An 18,744-nucleotide genomic window follows, 5' to 3' on the forward strand; every position below is an offset into this window, starting at 1 on the left:
ATGAAATTGCAGGAACGCTATCAGCTTTTTGAGATTATAGGCAAAGGGGGGAATTCCGTTGTTTATCGTGCTCTTGATGAAAGCTTGCATATCGAGGTGGCAATAAAATGCATTGCACAGGCAAAAGAGCATGCCCAAAAGGAAGCAAGATGTATGGCAAAGCTGTCACACTCGGCAATTCCACATATCTATGATGCGTTTGAGGAGCAAGGAATAGCTTATATCGTAATGGAATATTTACAAGGAGTTTCGTTGATGGAGTATATACAGCAACGAGCAGTGATTTCACAGCAGCAATTATATCAATGGATTGCACAGGTAATTGATGTCATGGGGTATTTGCATCAACAAAGGCTGTTATATATTGATATGAAACCGCAAAATTTAATGCTTGGAAAAGATCATAGGCTGTATGTTTTGGACTTTGGTTCTGTAACGGCATTTCATGAGCCGGTGGAAAGTGCAACAAGAGGTTATGCCCCATTCGAGGTTATACAAGAAAAAAGAGGTGTTGTTCAAAGCGATGTTTATGCGTTTGGACGCTGCTTTTATGTGTTGTATCATGGATCGTTTCCTACAAAAGAAGCACAGACAAAAGATGGATTGGATCGCTTTTTATTGACTTGTTGCCAAGAGGATATTGCTTTGCGTTTCTCTGATTTTGCAGCTGTTGCGAAAGCCTTTTCCCTTTTGCAGCGAAATGCTCGGCGTATTTGTAAAAGTTTGCTATTTTTAGGTATAGCGGCAGTTGTATGTTTTTTGCTTGGTATATATTCTTTAAGCAAACTATCTGTTGCCAAGCAGCAGGCATATCTAGCTGCTATGCGAAAGGAAAGCTTTGAAGAAGCGCTTTTGTATCAGCCGTATGCATTAGAGCCATATAAAGGCTTGATGGAGCAAGGCTGTTTAAAAGCTTCTTGTTCCTTTGGCTTTCAGCAGGTGGAGGCTTTGGCATTGGAAAACAAAGCGTATCGACATAGTGATATTGCATTTTATTTAGCTTCCCAAGCACTGCTTTTAGAAAAGGAGGAAGGAGTATTCAAAGCTTATAACTATTTTCAATATGTTGAGGAACAAAGGAAAGATGAAAAAGAGGTGATACAGGCAATGAAAACGATTTTAGAAATGCTGCAAAAAGATGTGCATGGAAAGCCCTTGTTTCAGCAACTGCTGCAAGCGGAAAAGCATTGTGCGAAATTAAAGGATATTCAGCTTCGTTTTGCTTATCAAAAGCTATTGGTAAGTCTATATCAGCAGGAACGCAATCATAAAGAAGCACCATCGAAGGTACTTGCTCTATGTGCCATCATGCGTAAGGAACTGCAAGAATATGATGAACATTTGGCATGGAAGGAGCGAGAATTTCTTGATGAAAGCGAGGCTTTTGCATGGTATGAAATCGGATATCGCGAATATGAAAAAGGGAATTATGAAGAAATGAATAAGGCTTATGCAAAATCGGTTCACTTTATGAAACAGATATCGCGTGAGGACCGGTATCAGCGAATAAGTGATATGCTTTATAGCTGCTTTTACTATGGGGTAAGCGATGAGCATAAGGCTTCGCATGTATCGCTTTTACAAGAGGCATTGTATTATGCGCAAAAAATCGAGATTCCGGAAGAAAAAGCTTATTTTTTACGAAAAATTAAACAGGAGCAAGAATTTTGGCAGTAATTTTTTGGAAATATGCAGCTATCATCAGCTTCTTTTTAAGTGTGGTCTTTCTATTGATAATGCTTTATGTGCTGTATCGCTTTGTGGATATACATAGAAAAAAGAAAGTTACGTATACCGATGAGATTTGGAAGCAATCAAGTGAAAAAACAAAAACGATGTGAGGAGGAAAGAACGTGAAAATCAAGAGAGTGTTAGTTAGCCTGTTCTTGGCGATGGGGATATGCAGTTTTCTGTTTTCGAATATGTTAGCTGCTAAGCAAGAGGATAGTTTTGAGGTATTGCTTGATCAAGCACCTATACAGGAAAGCTATGAGCAGTTTCCGCAGGTTCATATCCAAGTCGATAGTGGTACGCAAGTAGAGGATTTGCGTATCCTACTTGTATGTGGAGAAGAGGAAAGTCTTTTGGAAGGACAATGGAAAACAAATGAGGAGGACAGCTGGTCATGGGATACGATGATTGTTAAGGAAGGCTCTTTTATGAGGCTGCAGATTTGGCGAGCGGATACCATGCTGTATGAGAGTGAAGCTTTTTCAATTCATTTGCCAACTCCTAAAGTACAGTTTTCGGTTGATGGGCAACCCTTAAGAGAAGAAATGCAGGTTTATGATCATGCGATAGAATTGCAGGTACATTTTCCTACACAAATGAATATTGAAAAAACAAATTTTTATCATCAAAATGAAAAAGTAGAGCTGTTGTGGAATGAGAATAAAGATCAGGCACGCATATCGCTTTCTAAGCAAGGTATGTATCGTTTGCAATATGAACTAGAGAGTAGTCAGGGGGTAACAGCAAAAGGTGAAATGTCTACAACGCTGCTGTTGGATTTTGATAAGCCACAGGTTCAAGTGTTTGCGAATGGAAAGGCACTGCATACTGCTGATCGTTTTGATCAAGAGGTCGTTTTGCGCTTTGAGGTCATGGAGCAAAACCTAGATGTTGAAAACAGCAAAATAATGATAAATGACCAACCGATTTCTGTTCAGTGGACAAAGGAAAAAGATAAATATGTTTCGGAAATCGCTTGGCAAGATGGAACCTATAAATTGTCCTATACGATTGTTGATTTGGCAAAGCATCAGGCAGCTGCCGATTATCATGATATTTTATTGGATACGCAAAAGCCAAAGGCACAATTAAAGGCTTTTAGTAAGCCGATCGATCAAAAGCTTCAGGTTGAAATTCAAATGGAAGATTGTAATCTAAATCGTGAAGAGAGCTATTTGATGATAGAGCGTAACGGGGTTTTGCGAAAGCTTTATCCGGATTGGCAGCAACGTGATAACAGATATTTTTATATGCTTGAAGCAGAGCAAGAGGGGGATTATCAAATTACGGCTTATGCACAAGATGAGTTAGCACATCAAAGCAGCGATACGCTTTCCTTACATGTAGATCGTACGCCTCCAAAGCTAATGCTATATTATCAAAATAAACCGCTTAAGCAAATATTGCGTAGCAATCATACCTTACATTTGCAGCCACATATTGAAGATGAGCACTTGCGATTCGCCCAGCTATACATACGTAAAAACAATCAAATACCGCAAAAGCTAGGCATGCAAACGATTGAATTAAAGGCTGAGAAAAATCAAAATAATGATTATGAGCTTATTTTATTTGCGGAAGATGAGGCAGGAAATTACAGTGAGCAGCATTTTGCGATTGCCATTCATACTGCAATGCCGGATATTGTGATTGTTAAAGATGCCTTTCAACAAGGTGCACTAAGTACATGGACACCGGAAATTTTGTATGAAGGAGAGAATTATCGAGTGATTCATGCAGCGTTGTATCGCAATCATAAGCGTGTGGATTATCATTGGCGAGAACCGATTTGTTTACCAGGAAGCTATCAGTTGGAGCTGGTTGTTGAGGATATGTTTCATAATCAGCGTCGATTACAAAAGCCATTTGCATTTACACTTGTATCAGCCGATGATCAGGTTGAATTAGCAATCGGAGATTCTTATACAATTCCATATATGGAGTTAAGTGATATGGTTGTGCGTGTTAATGGAGTCAGGGTATCAAATCCAAGAAGCTACCGATTACAGCCCAAAAAGGAAGGTACCTACCATATTGAAATAGAGGGAATCAATAAGGAGGGGAAAAAGGTACATAAACAGGTAGAGATTCAAGCTAAAAGCCAAGCAGCAAAGCAAGAAAAGTATCAAGGCGTTTGGTGGTGGAGTATATTGATTGTAGGAATGTTGCTTATATTGGGTGTAGGCTATGTCATTCGACGAAAGAATCGAAGTATTCTTCCTAGGGGCTGATGAGCTTTTTCATATCGTCCTTCCTGCATGCTGTGAGGGAAGCTATCCACTTTATGTCAAACAAGAAAAAATAGAAATACAAATTGTAGCACGTTCTGAAAAGTGGCATGTATTGATCTTTGATGGTTGGAAATGGAACATGAATGAGAGGTTTCTTTTGCAGGTAAATAACCTTTACGAACTGCACAAGGGAAATGTAAAAGCTGTCGTATGGGCAAAGTTTTATCGAGCGGGTACTCATTGCTTCCAATCCTATGCTTGTAAGAAGTCGCAAATTACGATTGGCAGGGCAGCGGATTGTGAAATCGTATATGGGCAGGACGTGATTTCACAATATCATGCTCGCTTGTATCATCAAAACGGTACGTGGTATATCGAGGATTTAAAAAGCACCAATAAAACCTATGTGAATGCAAAGCGTGTAGATAGGCAGGAGCTGGAAATACTGGATTGCATTCAAATTATGGAATTACGAATTGTAGTAACACCCAATGGACTGTGTATGAATGTTCCTTTTGGATTGGCTTTGGCAAAAGATGCTTGGAAAGCGATTGTAAAGTATGATTGGAAGCGGCAAGAACAGCCATTGTTGGAGATGATCTGGTTAACGCCTTCCATTCCACCGAAACAAATCGTTTCGATCGACCACCCGCCTCGAAGCAGGCAAATGCCGCAAACACCGGCCTTTCTTGTGCTTGCGCCATCTATGACAATGGGAATTTCTTCTTTATCAATGGGGTTGCTTTCGCTGTTACAGATACGTATGCAACAGGGAACTCTCTATCAGGTGTTACCTACGGTGTTGATGTCTGTTACGATGGCATTTTCTTCTATGATTTGGCCTTTGGTTTTACACTTTTATGAACAGCGTAAGCAAAAGCAACAGCTGCAACGAGTGGAAAAGGAATATCGGGGTTATCTGCAAATGATGAAACAACGAATACAAAAAGAAATGCAAACGTATCGACAGCAACGTGCACAGTATTTCGATGCCTGTTCACTTTGCGAAATGCTAATGAAAGGAAAGCGAATGCTTATTGATCATCAAAAGGAGGATTTGCTTCTAGGCTTTTATCAAGAGATTTATGATATACAGTTTGAAGAAGAAAAAATAGGCTTCGTGATGGATAAGGAGGAGCTTGAAAAGGAACGAGAAAAGTTGGTACAAGCGATCTATACGATGGAGGATATGCCGTTTGTATGGAGGCGAAAGCAATACCCGTATATCGTTGTAGAGGGTAAGCAGAGTAAGGTTTATTTATTGGGGCTGTTGATGCAATATGTGATCACGCATCAGGAACAGGAATTTGGGTTGATCGTTCACATGGATTATGAAGAAGCGAAACGCCTGCAGATTACAGGACTTGCTCATCTTTATAATCAAACCGAGGGAATTCGCTATTTGCTAAGTGAGCAGCATAAGCTGCCTCAGCTGGCAAGTGCATTAGAGAAAGATGATCGACAATTTCTCTATGTGAAATTGAAGGAAGAATTTCATGTGTTGGACCGCTATTTACTAACAAGTGAAAAAGTAAGCTGTCTTTCATTGTATCCTTCGAAATATGCTAAAACACGTCTTGTGGTACATGATGATGTTGGTATTTTTTATCATGGAAGGCAATGTGAGAAGTTTCGTTATCGCTGTGTAACAAGTAAGCAATGGCAGACTTGTATACCGCAATTTATTGCCAATCAGCATTGGTCATTTGCTTGGAAAAAGCAAACAGCATGTAGCTTTTTGGATATGTTTCAATGTGGGAATACGAATGCACTTCAGATATGGCAGCGTTGGCAAAAAAGTGATGCTTCCCTTAGCCTTGCTTGTACCATTGGTTATAATAGTCATCATCAGCCATTAGTTTTAGATGCCCATGAGAAAGGACATGGTCCGCATGGTCTTTTTGCCGGTATGACGGGATCGGGAAAAACGGAATGTTTGCTTACTTATATTTTAAGTATGTGTGTAGAATATTCACCACAGGCTGTCAATTTTTTGTTGATTGACTATAAGGGCGGTGTTATGGCGCAGACTTTGTCAAATCTTCCTCATGTTGTTGGTATTATTACAAATTTAGATGCCGCACTTTTGCAGCGCAGTTTATATGCGTTAAAGCATGAGCTTATCTATCGTCAGCAGCTTTTCATGAATGCCAGTAAGCAATTTCATATCGGAAATATGAATATCGACAGTTATAATCGGTTTGTAAAAGAGCATTCGGATATGGAAATCTTGTCGCATCTGTTTATTGTTGCCGATGAGTTTGCGGAAATGAAGCAACAACAGCCACAGTTTATGGAACAATTGAAACAGATGGCACGTATTGGCAGAAGCTTGGGTATTCATTTACTGTTGGCAACACAGAAGCCATACGGTGTTATTGATGAGCAAATATGGAGCAATGCGCGCTTTCATTTGTGCATGAAAGTACAAAGTGCGCAAGATAGTCAGGATATGTTGAAAAACAGCGATGCCTTGCATTTAAAGGAAACAGGCAGCTGTATTTTACAAGTAGGACATAATGAAATTTATGAGCATGGGCAAATTGCATGGGCACAGGCAGCGTATGAAAAGCATGAGGAATATATATATCCAAGGTTTCGTGAAATATGCTTGCTTGGCAGTGATGCAAGTATTGTTGAAACATGCTCATTGCAAAAACAGGAAACAGTTAAGAAAACACAAATGGAAGCCGTTATGGCACAAATAGCAAAGACTGCCAAGGAGCATCACTGCTTTGGCAAAGCATTATGGAAACAGCCATTATCTATTGATTTTTGTACCGATCATAAAATCGGGGCTATTGTGAGGATTGATGATGTTTTATTTCAACAGCAAGAAGATGGCTGTATTGAAGAAAAGGATTTTTGCCATACCCTTTTGTGTGGTGATGTTACAGCCTCTAAAACGATGTATCTTAATAGCTTTCTTTATGCTTTAATCAACTGCTATGCTGACGCTGCTATGGTTGTATATCTTTTTGATTTTGCGGATCACAAGCTTTTGGCATGGAAGGATAAGCGACTTGTTTGTGAAGTCTTTACAGAAGCAGATGATGAGCGCATTGCTATGTTTTTTCATCAGCTGAATAAACGTTTAGCGCAAAGAAGCGAACAAGATTTTTCTTATATTATTTTAGTTATTCATAATTTCGAATTGTTTTGTGAACGCTATCCTCAATATAGCGATGATTTTGTTCGCTATTTACGTGATGGACAACAGCTGAAGATAATTTGCTATATCAGTGTTCGCAGTGTAGAAAATGTAAGCTATCGCTACCTTCCTTTTTTTGCCCGTACGATTGCATTCTTTATGCAGGAGGAAAGAAGTCTATCACATCTTTTTGAACAAGAGGATATGCTTTATCCAAGTAAGCAGCTAGGAAATGGAATTATGCTGTATAAGGAACATCTTGTCCTGTTTCAAACGCTAGCGCTAGAGGCAGAGGATATTGCAAACTGTTTGCCACAAGCTCCTTGGCAGCAAAACTTTTGTTTACGTATGTTACCGGATAAGGTAGCGCATTGTGTATTAAGTGAGGGTATTTATTTAGGGAAGCTGATAGAAGATGTGGAAGATTTCTATCTTGATACAAGGGGAACGAAATACACGCTTATATGTGCTGCTAAGCAACTTCCAAGCGCTTTTAAGCAGCTCTTTATAAAGCAGCTGATGAAGCAAGATGCCATCATGGTAGAGAAGGAAAGTGAGCTTTTTGATGAGAAAAGCAAACTTTGTATATGGGATAAAGATATGTTTAGTAAAGAAAGCTTATATCAATATATTCTTCAAAAGAGCATGCAAGATTCGCATAGCCACTATATATTTTTTGAAATGAGTGAATCGCACTTGGCAGTACAGCCGTTTTGGCAGTTGGAGGACAAACGTATTTTATGGATTGGTGAGATGTTGGATAGGTATAGTTATGAAATGTGTTTAGAAGTCGGAGCTATTCGACTGAAGCATAATCAAGGAATGTATATGGAGGGAAGCAAATGGGAGATATTTCAAATTTGGGAGGTAGAAAACGATGTCTGATTGCGTACTTGTGGTGGTGCTCGTCCCTGCGGCGTCGCTTGCAATAGAAACTTTATTGCCCACACACATTCCCATTAAGGAGATACGAATTCCGCTATTTCGCTTATTACAAAAGCAGATGCAGAATATATGTATCTTAGATGTTGATTCTGTTTTGTATGCTAAGCGTTTGTGTTGTGTGTTAAGGGCAGAAAGCAGTTTATCGGAATATGGTATATGCAATGGAGATATCATTGCGATTTGGTAAAAGGAGAAAAGGATATGATCATTCAAGTAGAACCGCAAAAGCTAGAGCAGGGAGCGTTGCGTATCGAACAGCAAAGCAGCTTATATGAGAAAAGCTATCAACGCTTATTGCAAAATGTTGAAGCCATGCAAAAAGGGTGGCAAGGAAAGGACAATCAAGCATTTACCGCACAAATCGAAGGCTTTCGCAAGGATTTTATCCAAATGCATGATTTGATGTTGGAATATGCGGCTTTTCTAAGACTAGGTGCGAATTTATATCGTAAAACACAGGAAGAAAGAACGATGCAAGCGCGTCGTCTTGCAAATTAGGAGGAATTGAGCATGGAAGCATTATCCGTAACCATTGAGGATTTAACACAAACCGCCGGTGGTATTCGTCAGGAGAATCAAACATTACGCAAATGTTTAATGGAGATCCACGTATGTATGAATCAGCTGACAAATGAGTGGCAGAGTCCGGCAGCGACAACCATTCGCGAACGTTTTCAAAGTCTATTACCGATTTTTGATAATTACGAACAGATCATTGATAATTATGCGAAATTTTTAGATACTACGGCAGCAACTTATCAGGATATGGAACAAAAATTAAATCAGCATGCTGACTCTTTCCGCTGAAACCAAAGCGCTGCTTCAAAGTTATGAAGCGGATTTAAGGACATTGGATCAGCAGCTTTCGAAAGTGGAACAGCTGATCGCACAGGGAATGGAAAAAGAAGAACTCTCCTATATGAAATTACACATTCGTTACATGAAAGAGCATATTCAAAATCAAAGACGGTGTTGTTTATCCATGCTTTAGCACATGATTTGTGTGCAGACTGGAAAATTAGAAGCGGCTGCTGCAACCCTTAAGCAATGTAAACAAACATTACAACACATACAGTATTTGCAATGCTCACTACATCAAAAACTTCCGCTTGCCAAAAGCCTGCAAAGTGAATTGCATGAATTGATAAAGCAAGTTAATGAAAGTCTTTGCTATGTGCAGGATAGCATCAAGTCTTATATGGAAACTGAAAGACGATTAACAAAGCAGGCACAAAAGATAGAGCGCATGTCAAAAAAACCATATCAATTTATGAAAAGTGATGTGCGTGTGCATTCAACATTGGATCGTGATCGCAGTTTGGTTGATTTTATAAAAAACGGTGTATGTGTCGGTGTTTTTGGTGGTTTAGATGTAGTATCCTTTCGCAAGGAGGGACATAGCAAATATGTCGGAGGCGGCATAAAAGGAGCACTTGGAAGTGTAGATGCCAGCTTTGATGCGAAGGGAATGCTGTTTGACGGTAAACACTTTTCACCAAGTGCAAAGCTGGAAGCAAGCTTTAAAGCAGCGATTGGCAGTGTCGGTATGTTTGCTAATATCGGCAATTCATGGCTATCTGCTGCTGCCAAAGGAGATGTTTATGTTGGCAGTGTACGTGGGGAAGCCAAAGCCGTCATTCGCAAAGATGAGGTTACCTTAAAGGCTGATGTAGGAGCTAGTGCAATACGTGGTGAGGTGGAAGGAAGTATTCAACTTTTCGGTATCAAGATTACATTAACCGGTATCGGAGAGGTTGGATCCGTAGGCGCAAGTGCTGAATTTTCCAGTAAGAAAGGAGAGTTTACTTTTGGTACCAGTGCGTCATTGTTAGCAGGTTTAGGATTTAAGGTTCGCGTAAATTACTGATAAGGAGAAAGAAACGATGAGAGAAGAAAACATAAAAAAAATACTGCCGATTGGCAGCGTGGTTACATTGAAAGACGGTAATAAGAAGGTAATGATTACCGGACGTATTCAGGTTCATAAGGATACACAAAAGGTGTACGATTATTGTGCTTGTTATTATCCGGAAGGTATTTTAGATCCACATGAATTGTTTTTGTTTATGCATGAGGATATTGAGCAAGTGCATTTCATGGGTATGCAAGATGCCGATGAGCGAGGCTTTTGCCAGTTTATGGAAGAGCGATTGAAGGAATTGAACATGTTAAAGAGTGCATAAATATCGAGGACTGTCTGTGTTAGATAGTCCTCTTTCAAGCATAGCATTTAGCTTTCTTTTGCAAGAAATAAATGGATAAACTCTTCATAGGTCTTTGCCTTGCGTATCTTGGAAAACTTTTCGGCATCATTGATAATATCGGTGATGTATTCAAAAATTTCACGAAACATTTTGCGCTCCTGCTTCGATACCGATAAAAGAAAAATAACATGAATGGTTTGCTTTCCCCAAATGATTCCTTTTTCTTGAATATGCACATAAATGGTTGTTCTTAAGCAATTCATGTGAAGTGAATGGGGAAGGGCAAAGCCGCCAAATGCGGTAGAAGAAAGTGCTTCTCTTTCCATGACTTCTTGTGCATAACTTTCGTTCACACAATGCTTTTGCTGAAGCTTTGAACAAATATCTAAAATTGCTTCTTCACCGGTTGCATAACTGTTTTTATGGGAAAAAAACTCTTTTTTGAAGATTTTGCGTATATTTCTTTGCCGATGTTCCTCCATTTTTTGTGCCTTGATGCTCGTGATACTTTGGCGTATCTTGACAATATCGTTTTGTGTTAAAAATGGAGTGATACTAACAAGCTGTGTATCGTGATAGCTTTTATGAGAAATTGATGTTAATAATAAATCGGCAACAATACCGGAGGCATGGTATTCCTCCATGGTCGCAAAAACCTCTAAAATCAATAGTTCCTCTTGAAATTGTGCTTCTATTTTAGAGGTTAAGGAGGCTGTAAGATTATAGTATTCCGGCAATACCAATACTGCCGTAAGCTTAGATTGAATGAGCTTTTGCATTTCTAAAATGCCTCCGATATGAAAGGTAATATACGTAATTTCATCATCATTCAAATGAATGTGGTAGTGCTCCTGAATCTGATTTGCCATATAGACAGCCATTTCATAAATGAATGGACATTGTAGCTTAATACTGTTTTTAAGAGGATTGCTGTTTAATAAATTGTTGGTATTACGAATCAGCAGGTTATGCAAATGCACACAAAAACGGCTGATAAATTCTTCTGATTCTAAATCAATGCCAAACATTTGTTTGGTGTTTTGAATCATACCACGTACAAAATCAATTAGTTCTGCCCCGACAAAAGTGCTGATTTCAGTGCTATTCACGTGATTGGTATTAAAATGATTGCCACGACAAATGATCAGTAGGGTCAGTTCATAAATTTCCGTTGTTGAAAAGGTGATTTTGAAATGTTCTTCAAATGTTTTAGTTAGTTGAATGGCCATTTGATATTCAAGCGTATCCTTGGTAATTTCATCAGTTTCCGTTAAAGCTTCGTTGCAGCCGTTTTGGATACGATGAATCGCAATAGCAACATGACGGACAAAATTATTGAGAGAGAAATCGTTCGCAAAATAATGAAATTGTTCAAAGGTCTGCTTTACCGTATTTTTGATAAAAGAAAAATCGAGTTCAGGGAATAGCTCATCAATAAAAAAATCATCGCCGAAATGCTTTTGATACTCTTGGAAGATAAAGGAGTTCAGAATTTTACGCTTGTTTTTTTCAGTGCCGGAAATCCAAAGCATATCTTTTGCGACTTCTAGGGTACAGTGGAAGTCCATACAGATCGTGTTGATTTTTTGACAGTCAGAGCGAAAGGTTGATTCACTGATGTATAGCTCATCAATCAGTTCATAGGCAGAAAGCTTAGAACTATGCTTTTCAAATAATAGGCGAATGAGGATATAGTGAATACGTTCTTCCGGTGTCTGTGGAATATCGTGCTGCGTTAATAGTTGAGAGCGAAATTGTGCCAAGCAATCTTTATTAAGCTTATAGCCTTTCCGAGAGGCTTCGATTAAATTTTCTGCTTCTTCGTTAAGCTCGGCAATATACTTTTTTATAGTTCTTGTAGAAAGATTTAAGCGATGTGCGATTTCACTGCTGGTTATCCATGCATCGGTTTCTTCAAGGGTGGATAAGATACTTGTTGCAATTTCATTCATTTAGAATCACCTCTCATTATTCATAGATTAGTATGGCCTTTAGAAAAGAAAGAATGAAAATATTTAACTTAATTATAGCATATATCCAATATAAATTGTTTTATCCGCTTTCACCCTAACGGTGAAAACAGATAAACGGATTTAGCTTCACCTTAGCAGTGCACAGCAATAATTGTCGAAAATGCATGTTTATGAGATAGTAGGTGTGTAAAAAGTGCACCGAAAAAAACGAAGGGTGCAGAAAGGCGGAAAGTTTTATGAAACAATTAAAGGTTTTATTGGCTTGCGGTTCTGGAGCAAGCAGTGGTTTTATGGCTAGCAACATGCGAAAGGCGGCCGCAGAAAACAATGTAGATGCGGACATTCATGCAGTCAGCGATTCGGAAATACCAGAATACATTGACAAGGTTGATGTTATTATGTTAGGTCCTCATGTGAAGTATTTAGAAGAAGAGCTAAAGAAAAAAGCTGCTGTTTATGGTGTTCCGGTGGCATGTATTTCTCAACAGGCGTATGGAATCTTAGATGGAAAACGAGCATTATCGGAAACCATCAAGCTATACAAGGCTTCTAAGGCGGGTGAGCAGCAATGATGAATAAACTCATTGATTGGTTAAACAACGGTTTAACGCCAAGGGTAAATAAACTTAGCAAAAATGTCTGGATCCAATCCATTCAAAATGCGATTATGCTATCTTTACCGATGATTTTTGTCGGTTCCTTAATTTCGGTAATTTCCTTATTGAAAAATATTTGGCCATCAATGCCGGATTTGAATCCAATCAACCAATTCTCCTTTGGTTTGTTCTCAATCTTTGTAGCCTTTTTATTACCATATCAGATTATGGATAAAAAAGGATTATCAAAGAAAAAGGTATTAGCCGGTTTTAGTTCTATCTGTTTGTTCATGATGCTGATTCGTCCGGAATTTACAGATGCCGGTGCCGTATTCGATTTTAACCGTTTCGGTGCTGCCGGTATGCTAGTTGCATTATTTTCCGGTATGGTATCGGCAATCCTTATGAATCTATTTGCGAAGATTTCGTTGTTTGGAAAAAACAGTCCGATTCCGGATTTCGTTCAGCAGTGGTTTGACAATATGATTCCGATTTCCATTACTTTGTTTATCGGTTATATTTTGATTTATGTATTCAATTTTGACTTCTTTGCAATGGTTATTTGGATCTTCAGTCCGATTACAGATATTGCCCAAACATTACCGGGCTTTGTGTTGATTTGCTTCTTGCCGGTGCTTTTATACTCCTTTGGTATCAGCAGTTGGATTATTACACCGATTACCTTTACTATCTGCTTAGGTGCGATTGCGGCAAATACCGCAGCTGTTGAAGCAGGACTTCCGGCAACCAATATCACGACCTTTGAGGTTATTTACTGTGGTTGGGTATTTATCGGCGGACAGGGAGGTACTTTGCCGTTGGTGCTTATGATGTCGCGTTCTAAATCGCAGCGTTTAAAAGCAGTTGGAAAAGCAACACTAGTACCATCTATTTTCAATATCAACGAACCGGTTATCTTCGGTACACCGATTGCATGGAATTTTACATTGATTATTCCATTCCTATTGAATTCCCTGATTATTCCGATTATTGTTTATTTGGTGCTAAGTGCAGGTTGGGTTTCTATTCCGGATACCTTATTCAGCATTTATCAAATGCCATTACCAATTGCAACATGGCTAGTATGTCCGGAGGTACAGGGCTTGATTTTATTTGCGGTTGTGGTCGTAATCAATTCTTTGATTTGGTTCCCATTCTTTAAGGCTTATGAGCATCAATGTCTTGAGGAAGAAGCACAGCAGCAAGATGATTTTGATTTATCATTAGAATAAAGAAACGATTATGTGATTACGGAGGTAAAAATAATGGATAACGAAATGACAGGCGTAGCTATGCAAATGATTTTACATGCAGGAGATGCAAGACTGCATATTTCCGAGGCATTGAAGAATGTTAAGCAATTTGATTTTGAAGCTGCTGCTGAGAAAATGAAGCAAGCGGAAAAAGAACTTCAGCAGGCACATCAGTTTCAAACCAATGTGATTCAAGAGGAAGCCGGTGGCGTTAAGCATGAGCTGCACATCTTATTCATTCATGCACAGGACACTTTGATGACGATTAAAAGCGAGTATGAGCTTGCTCGCCAACTGATTGATATTGCTCAAGCATTCGATCAGCGTTTAAAGAAGGTGGAGGAAAACTAGTATGAAGCAGGTAAGAAAAGGTTTTCCAAAGGACTTTTTATGGGGGGGCGCAGTAGCGGCTAACCAGTGTGAAGGAGCATGGAAGGAGGCCGGTAAGGGTATGAGTACAGCAGATATTCACCCTTATCTGCCAAACTTAAATCGTAAAGAGCTTGACTTTAATCATTTGGATAGTGAAACTTTCTATCGTTTTAAAGACAATGAAGAATACTATTACCCTAATCATAAGGGAGTAGAGTTTTATCATCGCTACAAGGAATATTTTGCTCTGCTTCATGAAATGGGATTTACATGCTTCCGTATGTCAATTGCTTGGACACGAATTTTTCCCAACGGAGATGAAAAGGAACCGAATGTTGAAGGCTTAAAGCATTATCATGAAGTATTCCAAGAGCTAAAAAAATATGGCATCGAGCCGATCGTAACGATGAGTCATTATGAAATGCCACTGCATTTAGTAGAAAAATACAACGGTTGGAGCAGTCGGGAATTGGTTGATTTATTTGTGAAATATTGCGAAGTGCTGTTAAAGGAATATAAAGATGATGTTACATATTGGATCGTTATCAATCAAATCAATTTGATTCAATATGAATGCTTTGGATCGCTTGGTATTTTAAAGGATAAAACAGAAAACTATCTGCAAGCACAGTATCAAGGGATTCACCATCAATTTGTTGCTTCTGCCAAGGTCGTAGAATTGGCACGTACCATCAATCCGAACTTTAAGATGGGAACGATGCTTGCGGACTGTATCATCAATCCGTTTACCTGCCACCCAAAAGATGTAGAGCTGGCAATGCGCAGAAATCGTATGCAGTATTTCTTTGGTGATGTGCAGATTCTAGGAGAATATCCGCAATTTGCAATTCAGTATTTTAATGAAAATAACATTCATTTAGATATTCAAGCAACGGATTTAGAACTGATCAAGAAGCATACGGTTGATTTCCTATGTGTTAGCTATTATTATTCAAGATGTGTTTCCCATGAGAAAAACGGTATGGACGCCGCAGATACGGTAGATAATCCATATTTGAAAGCAAATGAATGGGGTTGGGCAATCAATCCACAAGGCTTATATTGTACGATGTCGCAGTATTGGGATCGTTATCATATTCCGATGATGATTGGAGAAAACGGATTCGGGTATGTCGATGTGCTCGAAGAAGATCATAGCGTTCATGATGATTATCGCATTGATTATCTAGGTAAGCATATTCGAGCACTTCAAATGGCGATTGAAGATGGTGCGGATATTTTCGCATATTGCTCATGGGCGCCATTTGATATTATCAGTGCAGGAACGGCCGAGATTTCCAAACGCTATGGTTATATTTATGTCGATTATGATGATTATGGAAAGGGAAGTGGAGCACTTTATAAGAAGGATAGCTTTTATTGGTACAAGAAGGTTATCGAAACAAATGGTGAAAGTCTATCCGATGTAGTCTTATAAAAGCGAAAAAGAATGGTTGGTAAGACTTGCTTACTTCACCATTCTTTTTAAAGCTCAAAACTAAATTGTTCTTATTCAACTAGAATAACTTTACTGACCCCTGCCACTTCATCAAGTAAAATAGCTTCGATTCCACCGGAGATGGTTTCATCAACCGATGCACAGCCGATGCAGGCACCAAGTAAGCGAACAGCTACAATGCCGTTGTCAAAGGATACGAATTCGACATCACCGCCATCTCTTTGGATATAGGGACGAATCTTATTGATTACATGTTTAATTTCTTCGATTTTAGTTTCCATAAATGTTATGCTCCTTAAAATAATAAAAAGATTTCATACAGTATGACTGCTACCAAAGCGCCTAGGATCATACCGCCGATAACTTCGACAAACTTATGTCCAAGTACGCTTTTGATTTTTTCCTGATAGATGGGATCGGAAAACTTTAATCCCTTCATGGCTTCTAAATCGCTGATTAGCTGTTTTGTAAGCTGGATATTTTTTCCGGCATAATAGCGGACATTGATGGCATCGTAAATAACGATAAAGCTGAATACGCAGGTAATAGCGAAAAAGGTTGAATCAAAGCCTTCGCTAATTCCGATCGCAATGGTCAAGCCGGTAACGGTAGAGCTATGCGAGCTGGGAAATCCACCGCAGGCGATGCATTGATGGATATCAAATTTCTGTGTACGCATATAGAGTACAAAGGGCTTTAGTACCTGTGCTACAAAGTTCGATAGCAGCGCAGCTACTAAGGGATAAAAAGAGTCCATATATTTTCACCTCAAACATCAAAATTTGTTTTTCTCTTTCTGTACGTATTATTATAGCACAAATTTATGGAAGATATGCTATAATAAAATCGATTAAGCGAGGTGAGCAGATGCGTTATATGGTTGGTGAAGTCGTAGAGGGTGTCATCACCGGGATTCAGCCGTACGGAGCCTTTGTTTATTTGGACAGCAAGCATAATGGATTGATTCATATTTCGGAAATTAGTGAACGTTTCGTAAGAGATGTGCATACGTATGTGAAAATCAATGAACGTGTAAAGGTAAAAATATTGGATATTGATGAAGATGGCATTCACTTTAAGCTTTCGCTAAAGGCCGTAGAGGCAAATAAAGCTCGTTCTTTGCGAAAACGTAAGATGATTCAAGAGCTTCCGGAAATGAAAAAGGGGTTTTCTTCGCTTGCGGCAAAGCTGGATACTTGGATCAAAGAAGCGATAGAATGAAAAGGAGATATGAATTATGATTAAATTTGATGCTTCTCATGCTTTTTTGAAAGAAGACATTTTGTCTTATCAAGACGTTGTAAATCAATGTCATGAAATGCTTCATCATAAAACCGGTCGAGGAAACGACTATGTCGGCTGGGTTGATTGGGCAAATACTTACGATAGAGAGGAATTTGCTCGCTTGAAGGCAAAGGCAAGTGAGCTTCGTAAGATTTGCGATGTACTTGTGGTATGTGGTATTGGCGGCTCTTACTTAGGGGCAAGAGCGGCAATCGAAATGATCAACGGTTTATATGGAAAAAATAAACCGGAAATCATCTTTTTCGGAAATACTTTTTCCTCAACCTATATTGCGCAGGTGATGGAATATATCAAGGATAAGGAGGTAGCGGTCAATGTTATTTCCAAATCCGGTACGACTACGGAAACGGCTTTGGCTTTCCGTTTGTTGAAGCAGTTTATGGAAGAAAAGTATGGTAAGCAGGAAGCGGCAAAGCGTATTGTCGCAACTACCGATAAGGCGAGAGGAACCTTAAAAACGATCGCGCTTCAGGAAGGTTATGAAACCTTTGTGATTCCCGATGATATCGGAGGACGCTATTCGGTTATTACACCGGTTGGCTTATTTCCGATGGCTGTTGCCGGTATTGATGTCGATGCCTTGATGCGTGGCTTGAAGAAAGCCAGTGATGATTTACAAAACCCTGATTTGCATTATAATCCGGCTTATCAGTATGCGGTCGCAAGAAGAATTTTAGAAAAGCAAGGCAAAGATGTTGAAATGTTAGTAACCTATGAAATGCAGATGACGATGGTTGCGGAATGGTGGAAGCAGCTGTTTGGGGAAAGTGAAGGTAAGGAAGGCAAAGGGAACCTTCCGACAAGTGGAACCTTTTCAACCGATCTGCATTCGTTAGGACAATTTGTGCAGGAAGGTAAGAAGCTGCTTTATGAAACCTTGCTGTTGGTAGATAAGCCGACATTGGACGTAACTTTCCCAAGTGATGAACATAATTTGGACGGTATGAATTATCTAGCCGGAAAATCAGTTGATTGGGTAAATAAGATGGCTTGTCAGGGGACTTTGGAAGCACATGAAGTTACGGGACAGGTTCCTAATTTGATTATCACCATGGAGGACATGAGTGCGGAAAGTTTTGGATACATGTGCTATTTCTTCTTCAAGGCTTGTGGAATTACCTGTTATATGTTGGATATCAATCCATTTGATCAACCGGGTGTTGAAGTGTATAAGAAAAACATGTTTCGCTTGCTTGGTAAGAACTAACAATCATAAATATAGTATAAAAGTGTCGATTATAGACACTTTTTATTATACTTATATGTATTAGAAATAGTATGCGATCAGTTGCAAATCATCATTGTATTTTTTTCGATTGCTTTTTTAGTTGCTCAGGATTTTAGTTTTTAAAATATCAAAATTTGTAAAAAAAGAAGCAAGGATATTGTTAATTACAGCGCTTTCATGATATACTATGTCGCAGTAGGAAAACGGTTTCAATGAAAGGATTGAGGTGTGGAACGTAGGAAAAGATAAAACACAGATAAGAAGAAGTATTTAAATGCTAAAGATTCATACACAAG

18 protein-coding genes are annotated in these 18,744 nt (G+C 39.0%); 15 read left to right on the forward strand and 3 right to left on the reverse strand.

What is annotated here, in order from left to right; all coding sequences use genetic code 11:
* The 9 genes from EUBDOL_RS07160 to EUBDOL_RS07200 all read left to right on the forward strand — a co-directional run bounded on the left by EUBDOL_RS07160 (position 1) and on the right by EUBDOL_RS07200 (position 10,241).
* Entirely contained in the window at positions 1-1,677 is a 1,677-nt protein-coding gene (locus EUBDOL_RS07160; RefSeq protein WP_004800105.1) for a serine/threonine-protein kinase, read from the forward strand.
* Complete coding sequence (locus EUBDOL_RS11480) at positions 1,668-1,841, forward strand: hypothetical protein (RefSeq protein WP_004800107.1); 174 nt, start codon at positions 1,668-1,670, stop codon at positions 1,839-1,841. The genes EUBDOL_RS07160 and EUBDOL_RS11480 overlap by 10 nt, the downstream gene beginning before the upstream one ends.
* Before the next feature lie 12 nt (positions 1,842-1,853).
* Positions 1,854-3,962 carry a hypothetical protein gene (locus EUBDOL_RS11485; protein WP_040463501.1) on the forward strand — a complete coding sequence of 703 codons (2,109 nt, stop codon included), beginning with the start codon at positions 1,854-1,856 and terminating at the stop codon, positions 3,960-3,962.
* On the forward strand, positions 3,919-7,998 hold the full coding sequence (locus EUBDOL_RS07170; RefSeq protein WP_083781350.1) for an FtsK/SpoIIIE domain-containing protein: 4,080 nt from the start codon (positions 3,919-3,921) through the stop codon (positions 7,996-7,998). Before EUBDOL_RS11485 ends, EUBDOL_RS07170 begins: the two co-directional genes overlap by 44 nt.
* A complete protein-coding gene (locus EUBDOL_RS07175; protein WP_022420567.1) occupies positions 7,991-8,245 on the forward strand; it encodes a hypothetical protein in 255 nt (84 codons plus the stop codon). Before EUBDOL_RS07170 ends, EUBDOL_RS07175 begins: the two co-directional genes overlap by 8 nt.
* Positions 8,246-8,259: 14 nt before the next feature.
* Complete coding sequence (locus EUBDOL_RS07180) at positions 8,260-8,556, forward strand: WXG100 family type VII secretion target (protein WP_022420568.1); 297 nt, start codon at positions 8,260-8,262, stop codon at positions 8,554-8,556.
* 12 nt (positions 8,557-8,568) lie between these two features.
* Positions 8,569-8,865: a pore-forming ESAT-6 family protein gene (locus tag EUBDOL_RS07185; RefSeq protein ID WP_004800117.1), complete on the forward strand. Its 297-nt coding sequence runs from the start codon at positions 8,569-8,571 to the stop codon at positions 8,863-8,865.
* Positions 8,866-9,061: 196 nt separating this feature from the next.
* Positions 9,062-9,925 carry a hypothetical protein gene (locus EUBDOL_RS07195; RefSeq protein WP_148495285.1) on the forward strand — a complete coding sequence of 288 codons (864 nt, stop codon included), beginning with the start codon at positions 9,062-9,064 and terminating at the stop codon, positions 9,923-9,925.
* A 16-nt stretch (positions 9,926-9,941) separates the two neighbouring features.
* Positions 9,942-10,241 carry a DUF4176 domain-containing protein gene (locus tag EUBDOL_RS07200; RefSeq protein WP_004800122.1) on the forward strand — a complete coding sequence of 100 codons (300 nt, stop codon included), beginning with the start codon at positions 9,942-9,944 and terminating at the stop codon, positions 10,239-10,241.
* A 47-nt stretch (positions 10,242-10,288) separates the two neighbouring features.
* On the opposite strand, the gene EUBDOL_RS07205 is transcribed toward EUBDOL_RS07200, so the two are convergent.
* The gene (locus EUBDOL_RS07205) at positions 10,289-12,214 is read right to left on the reverse strand and encodes a BglG family transcription antiterminator (RefSeq protein WP_004800123.1); all 1,926 of its coding nucleotides are present in this window, start codon (positions 12,212-12,214) and stop codon (positions 10,289-10,291) included.
* Positions 12,215-12,471: 257 nt separating this feature from the next.
* Here EUBDOL_RS07205 and EUBDOL_RS07210 point away from each other — a divergent pair, with 257 nt between their 5' ends.
* The 4 genes from EUBDOL_RS07210 to EUBDOL_RS07225 are packed head-to-tail and all read left to right on the forward strand — an operon-like array spanning position 12,472 to position 15,894.
* Complete coding sequence (locus EUBDOL_RS07210) at positions 12,472-12,807, forward strand: PTS sugar transporter subunit IIB (RefSeq protein WP_022420573.1); 336 nt, start codon at positions 12,472-12,474, stop codon at positions 12,805-12,807.
* Entirely contained in the window at positions 12,804-14,063 is a 1,260-nt protein-coding gene (locus tag EUBDOL_RS07215; RefSeq protein ID WP_004800126.1) for a PTS sugar transporter subunit IIC, read from the forward strand. Before EUBDOL_RS07210 ends, EUBDOL_RS07215 begins: the two co-directional genes overlap by 4 nt.
* 33 nt (positions 14,064-14,096) lie before the next feature.
* Entirely contained in the window at positions 14,097-14,435 is a 339-nt protein-coding gene (locus EUBDOL_RS07220) for a PTS lactose/cellobiose transporter subunit IIA (RefSeq protein ID WP_022420575.1), read from the forward strand.
* Between the two features lies 1 nt (position 14,436).
* The gene (locus EUBDOL_RS07225; RefSeq protein WP_004800129.1) at positions 14,437-15,894 is read left to right on the forward strand and encodes a glycoside hydrolase family 1 protein; all 1,458 of its coding nucleotides are present in this window, start codon (positions 14,437-14,439) and stop codon (positions 15,892-15,894) included.
* A gap of 71 nt (positions 15,895-15,965) precedes the next feature.
* Here the strand turns inward: EUBDOL_RS07225 and EUBDOL_RS07230 are convergent, their stop codons facing one another.
* On the reverse strand, positions 15,966-16,196 hold the full coding sequence (locus EUBDOL_RS07230; RefSeq protein WP_004800130.1) for a NifU family protein: 231 nt from the start codon (positions 16,194-16,196) through the stop codon (positions 15,966-15,968).
* A gap of 14 nt (positions 16,197-16,210) precedes the next feature.
* Complete coding sequence (locus EUBDOL_RS07235; protein ID WP_004800131.1) at positions 16,211-16,672, reverse strand: divergent PAP2 family protein; 462 nt, start codon at positions 16,670-16,672, stop codon at positions 16,211-16,213.
* A gap of 110 nt (positions 16,673-16,782) precedes the next feature.
* Between EUBDOL_RS07235 and EUBDOL_RS07240 the strand changes: the two genes are divergently transcribed.
* Both EUBDOL_RS07240 and EUBDOL_RS07245 read left to right on the forward strand, forming a co-directional pair.
* A complete protein-coding gene (locus EUBDOL_RS07240) occupies positions 16,783-17,136 on the forward strand; it encodes a CvfD/Ygs/GSP13 family RNA-binding post-transcriptional regulator (RefSeq protein ID WP_022420577.1) in 354 nt (117 codons plus the stop codon).
* A 16-nt stretch (positions 17,137-17,152) separates the two neighbouring features.
* Entirely contained in the window at positions 17,153-18,427 is a 1,275-nt protein-coding gene (locus EUBDOL_RS07245; RefSeq protein WP_004800133.1) for a glucose-6-phosphate isomerase, read from the forward strand.
* The last annotated feature ends 317 nt before the right edge of the window (positions 18,428-18,744 follow it).

The sequence above is a fragment of the Amedibacillus dolichus DSM 3991 genome, from assembly GCF_000154285.1.
Classification (GTDB): Bacteria; Bacillota_I; Bacilli_A; order Erysipelotrichales; family Erysipelotrichaceae; genus Amedibacillus; species Amedibacillus dolichus.

Coding starts and splice junctions, on each gene's coding strand:
- EUBDOL_RS07160 (WP_004800105.1), top strand. CDS start 1: ATGAAATTGCAGGAACGCTATCAGCTTTTTGAGATTATAGGCAAAGGG.
- EUBDOL_RS07170 (WP_083781350.1), top strand. CDS start 3,919: ATGTCATTCGACGAAAGAATCGAAGTATTCTTCCTAGGGGCTGATGAG.
- EUBDOL_RS07175 (WP_022420567.1), top strand. CDS start 7,991: ATGTCTGATTGCGTACTTGTGGTGGTGCTCGTCCCTGCGGCGTCGCTT.
- EUBDOL_RS07180 (WP_022420568.1), top strand. CDS start 8,260: ATGATCATTCAAGTAGAACCGCAAAAGCTAGAGCAGGGAGCGTTGCGT.
- EUBDOL_RS07185 (WP_004800117.1), top strand. CDS start 8,569: ATGGAAGCATTATCCGTAACCATTGAGGATTTAACACAAACCGCCGGT.
- EUBDOL_RS07200 (WP_004800122.1), top strand. CDS start 9,942: ATGAGAGAAGAAAACATAAAAAAAATACTGCCGATTGGCAGCGTGGTT.
- EUBDOL_RS07205 (WP_004800123.1), bottom strand. CDS start 12,214: ATGAATGAAATTGCAACAAGTATCTTATCCACCCTTGAAGAAACCGAT.
- EUBDOL_RS07210 (WP_022420573.1), top strand. CDS start 12,472: ATGAAACAATTAAAGGTTTTATTGGCTTGCGGTTCTGGAGCAAGCAGT.
- EUBDOL_RS07215 (WP_004800126.1), top strand. CDS start 12,804: ATGATGAATAAACTCATTGATTGGTTAAACAACGGTTTAACGCCAAGG.
- EUBDOL_RS07220 (WP_022420575.1), top strand. CDS start 14,097: ATGGATAACGAAATGACAGGCGTAGCTATGCAAATGATTTTACATGCA.
- EUBDOL_RS07225 (WP_004800129.1), top strand. CDS start 14,437: ATGAAGCAGGTAAGAAAAGGTTTTCCAAAGGACTTTTTATGGGGGGGC.
- EUBDOL_RS07230 (WP_004800130.1), bottom strand. CDS start 16,196: ATGGAAACTAAAATCGAAGAAATTAAACATGTAATCAATAAGATTCGT.
- EUBDOL_RS07235 (WP_004800131.1), bottom strand. CDS start 16,672: ATGGACTCTTTTTATCCCTTAGTAGCTGCGCTGCTATCGAACTTTGTA.
- EUBDOL_RS07240 (WP_022420577.1), top strand. CDS start 16,783: ATGCGTTATATGGTTGGTGAAGTCGTAGAGGGTGTCATCACCGGGATT.
- EUBDOL_RS07245 (WP_004800133.1), top strand. CDS start 17,153: ATGATTAAATTTGATGCTTCTCATGCTTTTTTGAAAGAAGACATTTTG.